10 protein-coding genes and 1 pseudogene are annotated in these 15,427 nt (G+C 73.7%); 9 read left to right on the top strand and 2 right to left on the bottom strand.

Annotation, left to right across the window (positions count from 1 at the left end; genetic code table 11):
* Positions 1 to 148: pseudogene (locus ACIBIW_RS26210) on the top strand (IS5/IS1182 family transposase); the annotation flags it as partial.
* A 134-nt stretch (positions 149 to 282) separates the two neighbouring features.
* Here the strand turns inward: ACIBIW_RS26210 and ACIBIW_RS26205 are convergent.
* Both ACIBIW_RS26205 and ACIBIW_RS26200 read right to left on the bottom strand, forming a co-directional pair.
* Complete coding sequence (locus ACIBIW_RS26205) at positions 283 to 885, bottom strand: hypothetical protein (protein ID WP_399339474.1); 603 nt, start codon at positions 883 to 885, stop codon at positions 283 to 285.
* Between the two features lie 137 nt (positions 886 to 1,022).
* Positions 1,023 to 1,772, bottom strand: a complete 750-nt coding sequence (locus ACIBIW_RS26200) for a ferritin-like domain-containing protein (RefSeq protein WP_399339473.1) — start codon at positions 1,770 to 1,772, stop codon at positions 1,023 to 1,025.
* A 262-nt stretch (positions 1,773 to 2,034) separates the two neighbouring features.
* On the opposite strand from ACIBIW_RS26200, the gene ACIBIW_RS26195 reads away from it, so the two are divergent.
* From ACIBIW_RS26195 to ACIBIW_RS26160, 8 genes are all read left to right on the top strand, one after another.
* Positions 2,035 to 2,832 carry a TIGR03936 family radical SAM-associated protein gene (locus tag ACIBIW_RS26195; protein WP_399339472.1) on the top strand — a complete coding sequence of 266 codons (798 nt, stop codon included), beginning with the start codon at positions 2,035 to 2,037 and terminating at the stop codon, positions 2,830 to 2,832.
* Between the two features lie 247 nt (positions 2,833 to 3,079).
* On the top strand, positions 3,080 to 7,009 hold the full coding sequence (locus ACIBIW_RS26190) for an Rne/Rng family ribonuclease (RefSeq protein ID WP_399339471.1): 3,930 nt from the start codon (positions 3,080 to 3,082) through the stop codon (positions 7,007 to 7,009).
* Positions 7,010 to 7,300: 291 nt separating this feature from the next.
* Entirely contained in the window at positions 7,301 to 7,621 is a 321-nt protein-coding gene (gene rplU / locus ACIBIW_RS26185) for a 50S ribosomal protein L21 (RefSeq protein ID WP_399339470.1), read from the top strand.
* Positions 7,622 to 7,635: 14 nt separating this feature from the next.
* Positions 7,636 to 7,890 carry a 50S ribosomal protein L27 gene (rpmA, locus tag ACIBIW_RS26180; protein ID WP_399339469.1) on the top strand — a complete coding sequence of 85 codons (255 nt, stop codon included), beginning with the start codon at positions 7,636 to 7,638 and terminating at the stop codon, positions 7,888 to 7,890.
* Positions 7,891 to 8,106: 216 nt separating this feature from the next.
* On the top strand, positions 8,107 to 9,546 hold the full coding sequence (obgE, locus tag ACIBIW_RS26175) for a GTPase ObgE (protein WP_399339468.1): 1,440 nt from the start codon (positions 8,107 to 8,109) through the stop codon (positions 9,544 to 9,546).
* Between the two features lie 498 nt (positions 9,547 to 10,044).
* The gene (locus ACIBIW_RS26170) at positions 10,045 to 11,532 is read left to right on the top strand and encodes a VCBS repeat-containing protein (RefSeq protein WP_399339467.1); all 1,488 of its coding nucleotides are present in this window, start codon (positions 10,045 to 10,047) and stop codon (positions 11,530 to 11,532) included.
* A 276-nt stretch (positions 11,533 to 11,808) separates the two neighbouring features.
* Positions 11,809 to 13,392 carry an alkaline phosphatase D family protein gene (locus ACIBIW_RS26165; protein WP_399339466.1) on the top strand — a complete coding sequence of 528 codons (1,584 nt, stop codon included), beginning with the start codon at positions 11,809 to 11,811 and terminating at the stop codon, positions 13,390 to 13,392.
* Positions 13,393 to 13,710: 318 nt separating this feature from the next.
* A complete protein-coding gene (locus tag ACIBIW_RS26160; protein WP_399339465.1) occupies positions 13,711 to 15,207 on the top strand; it encodes a D-ribitol-5-phosphate cytidylyltransferase in 1,497 nt (498 codons plus the stop codon).
* The last annotated feature ends 220 nt before the right edge of the window (positions 15,208 to 15,427 follow it).

Genomic DNA, 15,427 nt, shown 5'->3' with positions numbered 1-15,427 from the left:
CTGGAAGATCGAGAGGTCGATCGCCTGGCTGTTCGGCTACCGCCGCCTCACCGTCCGATACGAACGCAAGGGCTCACACTTCCTCGCCTTCCTCGGCCTGGCCGCCGCCCTGACCTGCTACAAGAAGCTGGCGAAGGCCACCACGTGAGACACCCTTTAAGACGCCGTTTTCTGGGCCGCGGCCTGTTGGCGCACCAGCTCGACCATGCGCCAACGGGCTCTGTTTCCGGGATCGGTCTCACCCTTGCCGGAGAGGACCGTGGCCGGACTCAGGCAGGCCGCTCACCCGCGTCGGCCGCCGGGGCGCGGTGTGTGCCGCGGCCAGTGCACGCCCGTCTGTTCCGCCGCGGCGGCCCGCAACGCCTCCAGGAGGGCGCAGCCGGGATACGTCCCGAACGCTGCGTACTTCCAGCGGTAGTAGCACGACCAGTAGCTCACCACGCGCCGCTCCGTGCGGGCGAAGAAGGCCGGATTTCGGGCGATGAACTCTCCGTAGAGGCGGCGCTGGGCCGAGCCCGGGACCGCGAGGCCGGGAAGACCCCGGCCGATCGCCTCCAGGATCTCCAGCACGTACTCGCCTGCCAACTGCACCACGAACGGGACCACCCACGGCTCGCCCGACGCCACGATCTGCTCAAGGTGCCGCTGGCGGATTCGGCCGTCACTGTGACGGGAGTACAGGCAGTGGAAAATCAGCCGCCGGGTCCCGGCCAGGGGCCGTTCCAGACCGGCGCCCGGCTCCCCGTTGTGGATGCGCGACGGGATGGCGACGGTCTCGCCCTGCACCTCGACCTCGAAGGGCATCACCGGCGCGAGCCTGGCCTCCGGCATGGCCGCGAGCACACTGCGCACGTCACCGGCAAGACGCGTCGGAAACGCAGCCACCAGGACATCGGCGACATTCGACGAAACGCGAGGCAACTGCACCACACGAGGATAGGCAGCGAACTTCTCGGTCTCTCAACTGCCCGCCTCTCAACTGCCCGCCGAACGTTGCGGGACAGCCCTTGGGCCCTGTCCCGCTACCGCGGTGCAGAGGCCGTCGCGTTCGGCTCGGGTGTCAGTGGGGCTCCGGTGATGATCGACGCCGTGACCCTCCGGGACGGGGCCACGACTTCCCGGATGAACATGCGGCGGGTCGTGCCCAGGCGACGTAGGGCCGGGCCGTGGTCCAGGGCGATCACCCATGCCACCGCGAGCAGTGCCGTGCGCCAGGTCCACAGGAGCGGGCGGCGCACCGGGCGGGGGAGTGGGGCCATGCCCTGGTGGAGGCGGGCGCAGTGAAAGGGGACGTGGCGGTGTTCGTCGGCCAGGATGCGGGCCGCGACCTCCGAGGTCAGCGCGTCGTCCGTGCCGTCACGCAGCACCCGGTAATACGCGAGCGCGACCATCTCCGCGATCATCAGCACCAGCAGTTCCAGACGCAGCCCCAGCAGCCGCCGCAGCCGTACGAACACCCGGTCGCTCCAGTGCGAGGCGAGCAGCGGCTCGCCGCCCGCCGCCAGCAGTCCGGCGAGCAGCCCGGCGTGGTGGTTCTCCTCGGCGACGAACAGCCGTACCGCCGCCGCGTAGCCCGCGTCCCCCGCGGCGTCCGCCTTCGCGATCAGGTTCGCCCCGTCGCCGGCCTCGCCGACCTGGAAGCGGCGGACGCTGTCCCACACCGGCCCGGGAAGCGCCGCGCCCCGCTCCCACGCGGGAGCCCCCAGCGCGGCCCTGCGCCCGCGCTCCTCCTCGAACCGCGCCGTCCACGCCGCGAACCCGCCCGCGCCCATACGCCACCCCGCTCCGTCCCCCGTGGACGCCCCGCGCGCCCCGCAGGGAGGACGACACCCGCGCGCGGACCGTTCCCCGGCGGCGCCCGGCACCCCGCGTCCCGGCACCGGCGCGGCCTCGCGTATCCTGGAAGACGGCCCCGGTGCGGGAGCCACCGCCACGGCCGTATGCCGACGGCGGGGCCCGCCCCGACGGCCCCGTACACGAGGAGACGTACCACTGGGCAAGCGACAGCCCGAAGGCCCGCCGCCCGCACCGGCGGTGCAGCGCATCAGACTGCGTTACACCAAGCGCGGCCGCCTCCGGTTCACCAGCCACCGCGACTTCCAGCGCGCGTTCGAGCGCGCGCTGCGCCGCGCAGAGGTCCCCATGGCCTACTCGGCGGGCTTCACCCCGCACCCCAAGGTCTCGTACGCCAATGCCGCACCCACCGGCACCGGTAGCGAGGCCGAGTACCTGGAGATCGCGCTCACGACCGCGCGCGACCCCGGGGAGCTGCGGGTACTCCTCGACTCCTCGCTCCCCGCGGGCCTCGACGTCGTCGACGCCGTGGAGGCCCGCACCCAGGGCCTCGCGGACCGGCTCGCCGCCTCCGTGTGGGAACTGCGGCTCGACGGGGTCGCACCCGACGAGGCCGCCGGGGCCGTGGCCGCGTTCCTGGCCGCGCCCGAGGTGACGGTGCGGCGCAGGACCAAGAGCGGCATGCGTGCGTTCGACGCCCGCGCCGCCGTCGTGGACCTCACCGCCCGCGACGGCTCCGCGGCCCCGGCTGATAGGCCGGGACAAGGGCCCTGTGCGATACTGCGCCTGGTTGTCCGGCACGTGACGCCTGCCGTACGACCCGACGACGTCCTGTCCGGTCTCGAAGCGCTGGCCGACCTGGCGCCCCCGGTCCCCGCCTCGGTGACCAGGCTGGCGCAGGGGCCGTTCGACGACGAGACCGGCACAGTTACCGATCCCCTCGCGCCCGACCGCGAGGCGGTCGCGGCAGCCCCGCCCGGACGAGGAGCGGGCGATGCCGTAACCGCCGCCGCGGCGGCGGCTGAGGGCACTGGCTAGGGACGCCGCCGCAGCGTCGCCCTGGTACTCGGGAGCCATCTGGGTCGGGCGGCGCGTCAACCAGAAGACTTTCGCCAGGCCGTACGCGCCGCGTACGGAACCGGTGAGACCAAGGACTGAGACCAAGACAGAGAAAGCTCCCGTGCGGCGCACGCGCCCCCGGACGGCGGCCCCCGCACAGCGGCGGGCCCGCAGGCGTCACCGGGTCGGACGCGGCGCCCGGGAGCCCGACGGGAGAAACGCCCGCATGCTGGAACAGAACGAACCCGAAGAGGGCTCGCAGAACAACACACCGAGCGACACGCTGCCCCCCCGCCGCAGGCGCAGGGCCGCCTCCCGCCCCGCGGGACCGCCCACGGGCGCGACGGGCGAAGCGGAGACCGTGCTTCCCCCGGCCCCCGAGACGGCCACCGGGGCCGACGCGCCCGAGACCGCAGCCGAGGAGGCCGCACCGGCCCCCGAGCCCGCGCCGCGCACCCGCCGCCGCGCCACCCGCAGGGCCGCCACGCCCGAGCCCGCGCCCGCGGCGACCGTGGAGAGCGCCGCGGACACGGGCGCCGTCACCGGCACGGACACCGCACTCGACTCCGCCGAGGACGGCGAGGACGACACCGAGGCGGCCGAGGACGCGGCAGCAGAGGCCGCCGCTCCCGAGCCCGTCGCCGCCGAGCCGCCCGCGCGCCGCTCCCGCCGCCGGGCCTCCGCCCCCGCGGGCGCACCCGAGGCCAAGACCCCGGCCGCCGCCGAGGCCCCCGCCGCCGAGGCCGACAAGACCGCCGAGCCCGAGGCCGCCGAGCCCGCGCCGCGCACCCGCCGCCGCGCCGGGCGCCGCGCCTCCGCGCCCGCCGGTGCGCCCAGGGCCGCCGAGGACACCGCGATCGAGGACGCCCCCGTGACCGCCGAGACCCCGGCCGAGGCCGCGCTGCCCGCGGAGGCCGTACCCGCCGCGGAGACCGCACAGCAGCCCGCCGAGGAGAGCCCCCGCAGGGCACGCCGCCGCGCCACCCGCGAGACGGCGCAGCCCGCGACCGAGCCCACTGACTCCGCGCCCGCCGGGTCCGCGCCCGCCGAGGACGCCGCTCCGCGCCGCGGGAAGCGCCCCGCGCGCCCCGCGGTCGCCGTGTTCCAGGCGCCCGTCTTCACCGAGCCGATGTTCCAGACCCCGGAGCGCGCCGCAGCCGCCGCGGCGGCCGAGGCCGCGGACGCCGCCCCGGGCGACTCCGGGGACGCCCCCGCCGACGCCGCCGCCGACACCAGGACCGCTGCTGACGAGCCGGGCCCGCGCAGGCGCCGCCGCAAGCGCGCCTCCGACGACGAGACCGCGCCCCGCAACGGCGCCGACGAGCAGCGCGCCGACACCCCCGCAGCCGAGGAGAGCGGCCAGGACGCTCCCGAAGGGCACGACAACCACGACGACGGCGAAGGCGACGACGGCGAGGAGACCGGGTCCCGGCGCAGGCGCCGCCGCGGTGGCCGCCGCCGCAGGCGCGGCGAGGCCGCCGAGGGCGAGAACGACTCCGCCGAGTCCGGCGACAACGCCGACGGCCGGCAGTCCGCAGGCCGCGACACCGGCGAGGGCGACGACGCCGACCACGGCGACGGCGCCGAGCAGCACGACGACGACCACGGCGACGGCGGGTCGAGCAGCAGCCGCCGCCGCAGGCGCAGGCGGCGCAGGGCGGGCGACTCCCCGGCCGACGGCCAGCCGGGCGAGGGCAGGGACGACCCCGAGCGCACCGTCGTCAAGGTCCGCGAGCCCCGCAAGAAGGAAGAGCGCACCGGCTCCGACGAGGTCCAGTCCATCAAGGGCTCGACCCGTCTCGAAGCCAAGAAGCAGCGCCGCCGCGAGGGCCGCGAGCAGGGCCGCCGCCGGGTGCCGATCATCACCGAGGCGGAGTTCCTCGCGCGCCGCGAGGCCGTCGAGCGGGTGATGGTGGTACGCCAGCACGGCGAGCGCACCCAGATCGGGGTGCTGGAGGACAACGTCCTCGTCGAGCACTACGTCAACAAGGAACAGGCCACCTCGTACGTCGGCAACGTGTACCTCGGCAAGGTGCAGAACGTGCTGCCCTCCATGGAGGCCGCGTTCATCGACATCGGCAAGGGCCGCAACGCCGTCCTCTACGCGGGCGAGGTCAACTTCGAGGCGCTCGGCCACTCCGGCGGGCCGCGCCGTATCGAGACCGCGCTGAAGTCCGGCCAGTCCGTGCTCGTCCAGGTCACCAAGGACCCGATCGGGCACAAGGGCGCCCGCCTCACCAGCCAGGTGTCGCTGCCCGGCCGCTACCTGGTCTACGTGCCCGAGGGCTCCATGACCGGCATCAGCCGCAAGCTGCCCGACACCGAGCGCGCCCGGCTCAAGACCATCCTCAAGAAGATCGTCCCCGAGGACGCGGGCGTCATCGTGCGCACCGCCGCCGAGGGCGCGAGCGAGGACGAGCTGCGCCGCGACGTCGAGCGGCTCCAGGGGCAGTGGGAGGACATCCGCCGCAAGTCCAAGAGCGGCAACGCCCCCACCCTGCTCTACGGCGAGCCCGACATGACGGTGCGGGTGGTCCGCGACATCTTCAACGAGGACTTCTCGAAGGTCGTCGTCAGCGGTGACGACGCCTGGGAGACCATCCACGGCTACGTCGAGAACGTGGCGCCCGACCTCGCCGACCGGCTCGGCCGCTGGACCTCCGAGGTGGACGTCTTCGCCACGTACCGCATCGACGAGCAGTTGATGAAGGCGCTCGACCGCAAGGTGTGGCTGCCCAGCGGCGGCTCGCTGGTCATCGACAAGACCGAGGCCATGGTCGTGATCGATGTCAACACCGGCAAGTTCACGGGCCAGGGCGGCAACCTCGAAGAGACCGTGACCAGGAACAACCTGGAGGCGGCCGAGGAGATCGTGCGCCAGCTCAGGCTGCGCGACCTCGGCGGCATCGTGGTCATCGACTTCATCGACATGGTCCTGGAGTCCAACCGGGACCTGGTGCTGCGGCGCCTGCTCGAATGCCTGGGCAGGGACCGCACCAAGCACCAGGTCGCCGAGGTGACCTCGCTCGGCCTGGTGCAGATGACCCGCAAGCGGGTCGGGCAGGGCCTCCTGGAGTCCTTCTCCGAGACCTGTGTGCACTGCAACGGCCGCGGTGTCATCGTCCACATGGAGCAGCCGCCCACGGGCGGCGGCGGCCGCCGCAAGAAGCGCGGCCGCGGCTCCGCCGCCGAGGCGCCGGAGCCCGTGGAGACGGTCGAGCCCGTGGAGACGGTCGAGCCCGTCGAGACGGTGGAGCGTGAGGTCCCGGCCGCCAGGGCGGAGGCCGAGGCGCCCGCACCCGCCGCCGCGCCGGTCGAGTTCCAGCCCGACGAGGAGCTGTACAGCAGCGTCGCCGAGGCGGAGGCCGCGGCGGGTGTCGGGCGCGGCGGCAGGTCGCGGCGGCGCGCCACCCGCAGGGTGTCGGCGCCCGAGGGCTCGCCCACCCCGACCGTCCCGGTCACCGTGGTCGCCCCCGCGTCGGAGCCCGTCGCACCCGAGCCCGTGACCGCCGAGCCCGCCGCCGCGGAGCCGGAGGCGGCGCCCCCCGCGCGCGTACGCAGGCGCGCCACCCGCAAGGCCACCGCGCCCGCCGGTGCCCCGCGCACCGCGGACGAGCCCGCGCCCGCCGAGGTGACGGTGCCCGCCGAGAGCACCGCGCCGCCCGTCGGGCCCGCCGCCGAGGCGGCGCCCGCCGAGCCGGTGGCCGAGGCCCCGCAGGCGGCGCCGCCCGCCAGGGCCAGGCGCCGCGCGGTACGGGCGACGGCCGCGCCCACGGCCCCCGAGGACACCGCGGTGCTCGTGGTGTCCGCCCCGGCGGCCGAGGAGGCGCACGAGCCCCAGGAGCCGCAGGAGGGCGCGGAGTCCGGGGCGGCCGTCGGTGACGACGCGGAGGCCCCGGCGAAGAAGACGGCGGCCAAGAAGACCGCCGCCAAGCGGGCCGCGGCGAAGAAGTCCACGGCGAAGAAGGCGGCCACCGCGAAGAAGGCCACCGGCGCGAAGAAAGCCGCCCCTGCGAAGAAGACCACGAAGACCGCCACCAAGAAGACGGCGGCCAAGAAGTCGACGACGAAGAAGGCGGCCGCGAAGAAGGCCCCGGCCAAGAAGACCGCGGCGTCGCTCGCCTCGGGGGCCGCGCCCTCCGGCGAGGGGGAGTAGCGGCGGGGGGGGGGGGGGGGGGGGGCGCCCCCCCCCCCCCCCCCCCCCCCCCCCGCCCGTACCCGGTTTGACCCCGTCTCCGGGGCCCCCGTAATCTGGGGCGTCGGCGTCTTACGCCTACACCCCTGAGCACCTTCCTCCGGGAGTCCGCTTCCGGAGAGGCCGCGCGCCGTGCGCCGCGCCCCTGGTCCCCCGCGACGCGGGCGGTACGAGGCGGTGGGAGCACGGGCCCGCAGGGCGGCGCGGCTGGCATCAGAGGTCCGATTCGAGCACAGAGAGTGAGAGATCCGCGTGTACGCCATCGTGCGCAGCGGTGGTCGCCAGCACAAGGTTGCGGTCGGCGACATCGTTGAGGTTGACAAGATTTCCACCGCCAAGGTCGGCGACACGGTAGAGCTTTCCACTCTGCTCCTCGTCGACGGTGACGCCGTCACCAGCGACCCCTGGGTGCTGGCGGGCGTGAAGGTCCAGGCCGAGGTCGTGGACCACCACAAGGGCGCCAAGATCGACATCCTGCGCTACAAGAACAAGACGGGCTACCGCCGCCGTCAGGGCCACCGTCAGCAGTACACGGCGATCAAGGTCACCGGTATCCCCGCGACGGCGAAGTAAGGGACTGAGGAGAGATGGCACACAAGAAGGGCGCGTCGTCCACCCGGAACGGCCGCGACTCCAACGCTCAGCGGCTCGGCGTCAAGCGCTTCGGCGGCCAGGTCGTCAACGCCGGTGAGATCATCGTCCGCCAGCGCGGCACCCACTTCCACCCCGGCAGCGGCGTCGGCCGCGGCGGCGACGACACGCTGTTCGCGTTGCAGGCCGGTGCCGTGGAGTTCGGCACCCGCCGCGGTCGCAACGTGGTGAACATCGTTCCGGTCGCCTGACCCGCACCGCGCGGCAGGACCCGTAACCAGGAGTTCCCCGAGGGCGGACCCCTCTTCCCGCACCTCCCGGCACCGGGAGCGCGCGGGGAGCGGGTCCGCCCTTCGCGCGTCCCGCACCCGCCCACGGGCCGCGCGCGAACACCCCCGGGGCGGCCACCGACAAGACAGACACCCCGGCTCCCGGCCGAGGCCCGTACCGCCGCTGGAGGCACTCCCATGACCACCTTCGTGGACCGCGTCGCGCTGCATGTGGCCGCGGGTAACGGGGGCCACGGCTGCGCCTCCGTGCACCGCGAGAAGTTCAAGCCGCTCGGCGGGCCCGACGGCGGCAACGGCGGCCGCGGCGGCGACGTGGTCCTCGTCGTCGACCGCGACGTCACCACCCTCCTCGACTACCACCACAGCCCGCACCGCAAGGCGACCAACGGCCGCCCCGGCGAGGGCGGCAACCGCTCGGGCAAGGACGGCGACGACCTGGTGCTCCCGGTGCCCGACGGCACCGTGGTGCAGGCGGCGGACGGCACCGTGCTCGCCGACCTCGTCGGCGAGGGCACCCGCTACGTCGCCGCGCAGGGCGGCAGGGGCGGCCTCGGCAACGCGGCGCTCGCCTCCGCGCGCCGCAAGGCGCCCGGCTTCGCGCTGCTCGGCGAGCCCGGGCACAGCGAGGACATCACCCTCGAACTGAAGACCGTCGCCGACGTCGCCCTCGTCGGCTACCCGAGCGCCGGCAAGTCGTCGCTGATCTCGGTGCTCTCCGCCGCCAAGCCGAAGATCGCCGACTACCCCTTCACCACCCTGGTGCCACACCTCGGCGTGGTCACCGCGGGCGCCACCGTGTACACCGTCGCCGATGTGCCCGGCCTCATCCCGGGCGCCAGCCAGGGCCGTGGCCTCGGCCTTGAGTTCCTGCGGCACGTCGAGCGGTGCAGCGTGCTGGTGCACGTCCTGGACACCGCCGCCCTGGAGTCGGACCGCGACCCGCTGAGCGACCTCGACGTGATCGAGGAGGAGCTGGCCCAGTACGGCGGCTTGGAGGGGCGGCCCCGCGTCGTCGTCCTCAACAAGATCGACGTGCCCGACGGCAGGGACCTCGCCGCCATGGTCAGGCCCGACCTGGAGGCACGCGGCTACCGGGTCTTCGAGGTGTCCGCGGTCGCCCACAGCGGCCTCGCCCCGCTGTCGTACGCGCTCGCCGAGCTCGTCTCCCGGGCGCGCGCCGCCCGCCCCAAGGAGGAGAACACCCGGGTCGTGATCCGGCCGAAGGCGGTCGACGAGAGCGGCTTCACGGTGGTGCGCGAGGACGACGACCTGTTCCGGGTGCGCGGCGAGAAGCCGGAGCGCTGGGTCAGGCAGACCGACTTCAACAACGACGAGGCGGTCGGCTACCTCGCGGACCGGCTCGCCAGGCTCGGCGTCGAGGAGGAGCTGTTGAAGGCGGGCGCGCACGCGGGCGACGGCGTCGCCATCGGCCCCGAGGACAACGCGGTCGTCTTCGACTGGGAGCCGACCGTCCTCGCGGGCGCCGAGATGCTGGGCCGCCGCGGCGAGGACCACCGCCTCGCCGAGCCACGCCCCGCCGCCCAGCGCCGCAGGGACCGCCAGGCCGAACGCGACGAGGCCGACCAGGACTTCGACTCCTTCGGCGGCCCCTTCTGACCACGCCCGCGCCCCGCCCGCGTACGCACCCGCGCGGACGACCGCACCCACGCCCGCGCGCGAGCCCCCGCCCGCGCCCCCCGGCCCGGCGCTCGCCCGTGCCCCGGGCCCGCCCCTAGGTCGTGTCGTTTGGATCTTCGTGGACCAGGGTGCGGCGTCAGATGCTGGGGGTACCTCCCACGCCCTTCGGGCTGTGGGGGAGCATCGCAAGGCGGAGGATCGTCCTCGTACTGGGCGTACGTGGACGTTCCGACAACGCGGCGAGGTGCCGTAGCTGGCGTCGCACCCCCGCGAAGATCCAAACGACACGGCCTAGCCCCGTCTCCCGATCGCCCCCGGTGCCCGCCCCTTCACCCCACGTGGAAGCGGCTTGCGGATGTACGGCGGGTTAAGCGCGGGCGTGCAACCATCGCGCCACCTCGGAGGTCTGGCGGGCGTACGGCTTTCTGACCAGAGGCCGTACGCCATGCCAGGAACACCGCGTCGAGGAGGAGCGACATGAACACACGCAGGGCCGCCGGGGGAATCGGGCTCGCCGCCGCCATCGCCGTCACGCTGGGGGTGACCGCGCCCGTGGCGCAGGCGGACACCGGGCGGCAGCAGAGCAAGGCGGGCGGTGCTCCGCTGCGCGACGACTTCAACGGCGACGGCTACGCGGACGTGGCGTTCCCCGCCCCCGACGCCACCGTGGACGGCAAGGCCAAGGCCGGGTACGTGGCCGTGGTCTACGGCTCGGCGCACGGGCTCGACACCTCCACCAAGCAGGTCTTCGACCAGAACGCGCCGGGGATGCCGGGGACCGCGGAGGCGGGCGACGCCTACGGCAGCTCGGTCACCACGGGCGACCTCGACGGCGACGGCTACGCGGACCTGGTGGTCGGCTCCGCGGGCGAGGACCCCACCGAGAGCTACGGCGTCTCCAAGGGCTCCCTCGCCGTCGTCTGGGGCGGGCCCGAGGGCCTCGGCGACGAGGCCGCCACCCTGCCCACCAAGGCCGAGGGCGGCGACGAGATAGGCAGCGACACCGTCGTGGGCGACTTCGACGGCGACGGCGCGCTCGATATCGCCACCACGGTCTCGGGCGACCACATGCGGGTGCTGTCGGGCCCGTTCGGCCGCGACGGCGCGCCGAAGCGCGTCAAGGACACCCCGGGCAGCATCCACACCGTCCTCGACATGGCCGTGGGCGACGTCAACGGCGACGGCGTGGACGACCTCGTCGCGGTGGAGAACGACCAGGACGAGTACGACGCCCGCAACGTCTTCGTCTACGACGGCTCCCCTGCGGGGCTCGCGCCGTTCACCGTCGTCAAGGACGGCGAAGGGGAGCCGCTCCAGGGCGGCGAGAGCGTCGGTGTCGGCGATGTCAACGGCGACGGTGTCGACGACATCGTGGCGGGCCGCGCCGTCGACGGTTACGACAGCGACCTGGACACCCCGCTCGCCAAGGGCGGCATGGTCACCTACATCCCGGGCTCCGACCAGGGCCCGAACGGCACCGAGGCGCAAGCCTTCAACCAGGACAGCGCGGGCGTGCCGGGCTCCGCGGAGACCCAGGACAGGTTCGGCACCGGCATCTCCGTCGCCGACATCGACGGCGACGGCCTCGCCGACGTGTCCACCGGGCTGCCGGGGGAGGACCTGGGGAGCACCAAGGACGCCGGGGCCGCGATCACCCTCTTCGGCAAGCCGGACGGGCTGAGCGGTGAGAACGCCGCCACCGTCACGCAGAACACCGCGGGCGTGCCGGGCGTCGCCGAGGCCAAGGACGCCTTCGGCTCGGCCACCACCCTGGCCGACGTGGACGGCGACGGCCTCGCGGACCTCGTCGTCGGCGCCTCGGGCGAGAACGACGGGGCCGGGTCCGTATGGGCGTTCAAGTCCACCGCAGACGGCGTCACCCCCGCGGGATCGCTCACCTTCGGCGCCGGAACCCTCGGCACCGTCGCGAAGGGCGCACACCTCGGCGCGGGATTCGCCTACTGACCCCGCCGCCCACGGGCACGAGCCGCCGCCTTCACAACGGCACCGGCCGCCCCGCGACCCGTCCCTGACGGGCCGTCAGGGGCGGCCGGTTTGCCGTGACTTCACCGGGCGACCGCCCCCGGACAGCGCCCCGGCAAGGGCGCGTTCGCCCGCCGGGACGGATCGCACGCTGCTCGTCTTCTTGTCATGTCCGTGCAGGCTGTTGTTCAGCCCCCGCACCGTACCGGCATGCGAGCTTCCGGATGCTGACCCGGCATTCGTCCAAGGGAGTCCGCCGTGACCGCAGGTGCCCCGCGCCCCGGAAGCAACCGCCGCAGCTTTCTCGCCACCGGTGCCGCGCTCGGCGCGGCGGCCGCCACCCAGCTCCTGCCCTCCGCGTCCGCCGTCGCGCAGGCGCCCCGTACCGCCGCGCGCACCGTCGCGGAACCCCGGCTGCGCACCGACCCGTTCACCCTCGGCGTGGCCTCGGGCGACCCGCTGCCCGACGGGGTGGTGCTCTGGACCAGGCTCGCCCCCGACCCGCTGGCGGGCGGCGGCATGCAGGACAGGGCGGTGAGCGTGCGCTGGGAACTCGCCACGGACGCCCGCTTCCGGCGCGTCGAGCGCAGCGGCGAGGCGGCGGCACGCGCCGAGTTCGGCCACAGCGTCCATGTCGACGTGCGCGGCCTGCGCCCCGACCGGGTCTACTGGTACCGCTTCCGCGCCCAGGGCCATGTCTCTCCCGTGGGCCGTACCCGCACTGCGCCGCACCCCACCGCGCTCGGCTCCCTCAGGATCGCGCTCGCGTCCTGCCAGAACTGGGAGGCCGGCTACTTCACCCCGTACGCCGACATGCTCCGACAGGACCCGGACTTCGTCCTGTTCGTCGGCGACTACATCTACGAGAACAAGCCCACCCCCACCGCGGTCCGGGTCCACGAGGGCGCCGACGAGCCCTGCACCCTCACCCAGTACCGCAACCGCTACGCCCAGTACCGCAGCGACCCGAGGCTCGCCGCGATGCACGCCGCGGCGCCCTGGGTGGTCACCTTCGACGACCACGAGGTCGACAACGACTACGCGGGACAGGTCCCCCAGGACCCCGACAAGCAGCCCCACGACGCCTTCGTCGACCGTATCGCCGCCGCCTACCGCGCGTACTACGAGCACATGCCGGTGCGCGCGGCCCAGGTGCCCGACGGGCCCCACGTCCAGATGTACCGGCGCCTCGACTTCGGCCGTCTTGCCCGGCTGAACGTGCTGGACACCCGGCAGTTCCGCAGCGACCAGGCCACCACCCAGGACGGCGCCGAGGACCCCTCGACGACCATGCTGGGCGCGGCGCAGAAGCGCTGGCTGCTCGACGGGCTGCACTCCTCGCCCGCCCGCTGGAACCTGATCGCCTCCCAGATCATGCTCGCCGAGACCGACCTCCAGGTCGGCGAGGGCAAGCTCTGGTACTACGACGCCTGGGACGGCTACCAGGTCGAGCGGAACGCGCTCCTCGGCGAACTCCAGAAGGTGCGCAACCCCGTCGTGCTGACCGGCGACCGCCATCTGACCATGGTCAGCGACCTCAAGCGCGACTTCGCCGACCCGTCGTCCGCGGTGGTCGGCGCCGAGTTCGTCGGCACCTCCGTCACCAGCGGCGGCGACAGCGACTACGCCGCCTTCGACGCCGAGTGGAACCCGCGCAAGGCCGACAACCCGCACTGGAAGCTCATCGACACCCACCGCGGCTACCACCTGTTCGACGTGGACCGCGACGGCGTCGACGCCCAGGTGCGCGTCGTCAGCACCGTCGTGAGCCCCGACGCCACCGCCTCCACCCTCCAGGCCCTGCGGGTGGAGGACGGCCGCCCGGGCGTGCGCCTGGTCTGACCCCGCCCCCTCACCGCGCGCCGTTCTGCCCGCGCGACCGGCCCTTGTGGCACCGGCCCCGGTGGCCCGTGCCACAGGGGCCGTCGGCATACGCGCGCCTTATCCGGGCAGGTGCATACGGAAACCACGGAACCCCGGCCGCCGTTGTGTGATCGGTCACAACCCGCGGTGCCCCGGAGCCGCCCGGCACCCCCTGACCCGCCCAAGGTGAACCCCGCATGACTCGCACATGTGGGGGGCACGACGCTCACCTTGCACCGCGGTAACCGTGAGTGAGACGATCGCCGGGTTCCCCGTACGCCCCGAGGTAGGTAGCCCGTGTCCGAACACATAGCCACACCCCGCACCACCGCAGTGATCCTGGCGGGCGGTACCGGTCAGCGCGTAGGTCTCTCCATACCGAAGCAGCTACTGAAAATCGCGGGGAAGTCGGTGATCGAACACACGCTCACCACCTTCGAGCACGCGGACTCCATCGACGACATCATCGTGCTGATGGCCCAGGGCTATGTGCCCGACATCGAGAAGATCGTCGCCAAGGCGGGCCTGAAGAAGGTCGTCAAGGTCATCGAGGGCGGCGCCACCAGGAACGACACCACCGAGCGCGCCATCGCCGCCGTCGGCGAGGGCCTCGCGGAGGGCGAGGACCGCAACGTCCTCTTCCACGACGCCGTACGCCCCCTGCTCTCGCAGCGCGTCATCGACGACTGCGTCCGCGCCCTCGACCGCTACCAGGCCGTCGACGTGGCCATCCCCTCCGCGGACACCATCATCGTCACCCGCACCCACGGCGACGACGGCGAGTTCATCACCGACGTCCCCGACCGCTCCCGGCTGCGCCGCGGCCAGACACCGCAGGCGTTCAAGCTCTCCACGATCCGCAGGGCGTACGAGGTCGCCGCGGGCGACCCCAACTTCCAGGCCACCGACGACTGCTCCGTGGTCCTGAAGTACCTGCCCGACGTGCCGATCCACGTCGTCGCGGGCGACGAGTTCAACATGAAGGTCACCCAGCCCGTCGACGTGTTCATCGCCGACAAGCTCTTCCAGCTCGCCTCCGGCGCCGCCCCCGCCCAGGCGGGCGAGGACGCCTACCGCGACCTGTTCACCGGCAAGACCGTCGTCGTCTTCGGCGGCTCCTACGGCATCGGCAAGGACATCGCCGACCTCGCCGAGCGCTACGGCGCCACCTCCTTCCCGCTCGGCCGCTCCACCACCGGCACCCACGTGGAGAACCCGGAACACGTCGACGACGCCCTCTCCGCCGCCTACGCCCAGACCGGCCGCGTCGACTACGTGATCAACACCGCGGGCGTCCTGCGCATCGGCAAGCTCGCCGAGACCGACAACGCCACCGTCGAGGAGGCCCTGCGGGTCAACTACCTGGCGCCGGTGCAGATCGCCCGCGCCTCGTACAAGTACCTCGCCGAGACCAGGGGCCAGCTCCTGCTGTACACGTCGAGCAGCTACACCCGCGGCCGCGCCGAGTACAGCCTCTACTCGTCCACCAAGGCCGCCATGGTCAACCTGACCCAGGCGCTCTCCGACGAGTGGGCCGCCGACGGCATCCGCGTCAACTGCCTCAACCCCGAGCGCACCGCCACCCCCATGCGGGTCAAGGCGTTCGGCGAGGAGCCCGCGGGCACCCTGCTCTCCTCCGAGGCCGTCGCCCGCGCCTCCCTCGACGTCCTCGTCTCCGACCTCACGGGACACGTCATCGACGTGCGCCAGCAGGACCCCACCGCGCCCGCCCACGCCGCGGGCGGCTTCGAGCAGGCGCTCGCCGCCGTGCTCGACCGGCAGGGCGGCATGTGACCCACCGGTACGCGTCCGACACGCCCCGTCACGCTCGTGGCGGGGCACACGGGCCGAACGGACGCTCCGGCGCCCCGCGCGGCCGTTCGGCCCGGGGTCCCCTTTTGGCCATCTCCACGACCCCTGGCATATGGTCGGTGTTTCACAAGACTCCTTGTCCGCAGGGCGACTTGTGGCCCCCACACAGCGTTGCGCACACCTGAGGACATCCGGACAAGCC

Origin of the sequence: Streptomyces sp. NPDC050560 (assembly GCF_044457285.1) — a bacterium.
Taxonomy (GTDB): Bacteria; Actinomycetota; Actinomycetes; order Streptomycetales; family Streptomycetaceae; genus Streptomyces.
The sequence above is the reverse complement of the archived record's forward strand: the minus strand, read 5'-3'. Positions and strand labels throughout refer to the sequence as shown.

What these genes read in the sequence shown, in the direction of transcription:
- ACIBIW_RS26190 (WP_399339471.1), top strand. Translation starts at nt 3,080, where the DNA reads ATGCTGGAACAGAACGAACCCGAAGAGGGCTCGCAGAACAACACACCG.
- rpmA (WP_399339469.1), top strand. Translation starts at nt 7,636, where the DNA reads ATGGCACACAAGAAGGGCGCGTCGTCCACCCGGAACGGCCGCGACTCC.
- ACIBIW_RS26170 (WP_399339467.1), top strand. Translation starts at nt 10,045, where the DNA reads ATGAACACACGCAGGGCCGCCGGGGGAATCGGGCTCGCCGCCGCCATC.
- obgE (WP_399339468.1), top strand. Translation starts at nt 8,107, where the DNA reads ATGACCACCTTCGTGGACCGCGTCGCGCTGCATGTGGCCGCGGGTAAC.
- ACIBIW_RS26200 (WP_399339473.1), bottom strand. Translation starts at nt 1,772, where the DNA reads ATGGGCGCGGGCGGGTTCGCGGCGTGGACGGCGCGGTTCGAGGAGGAG.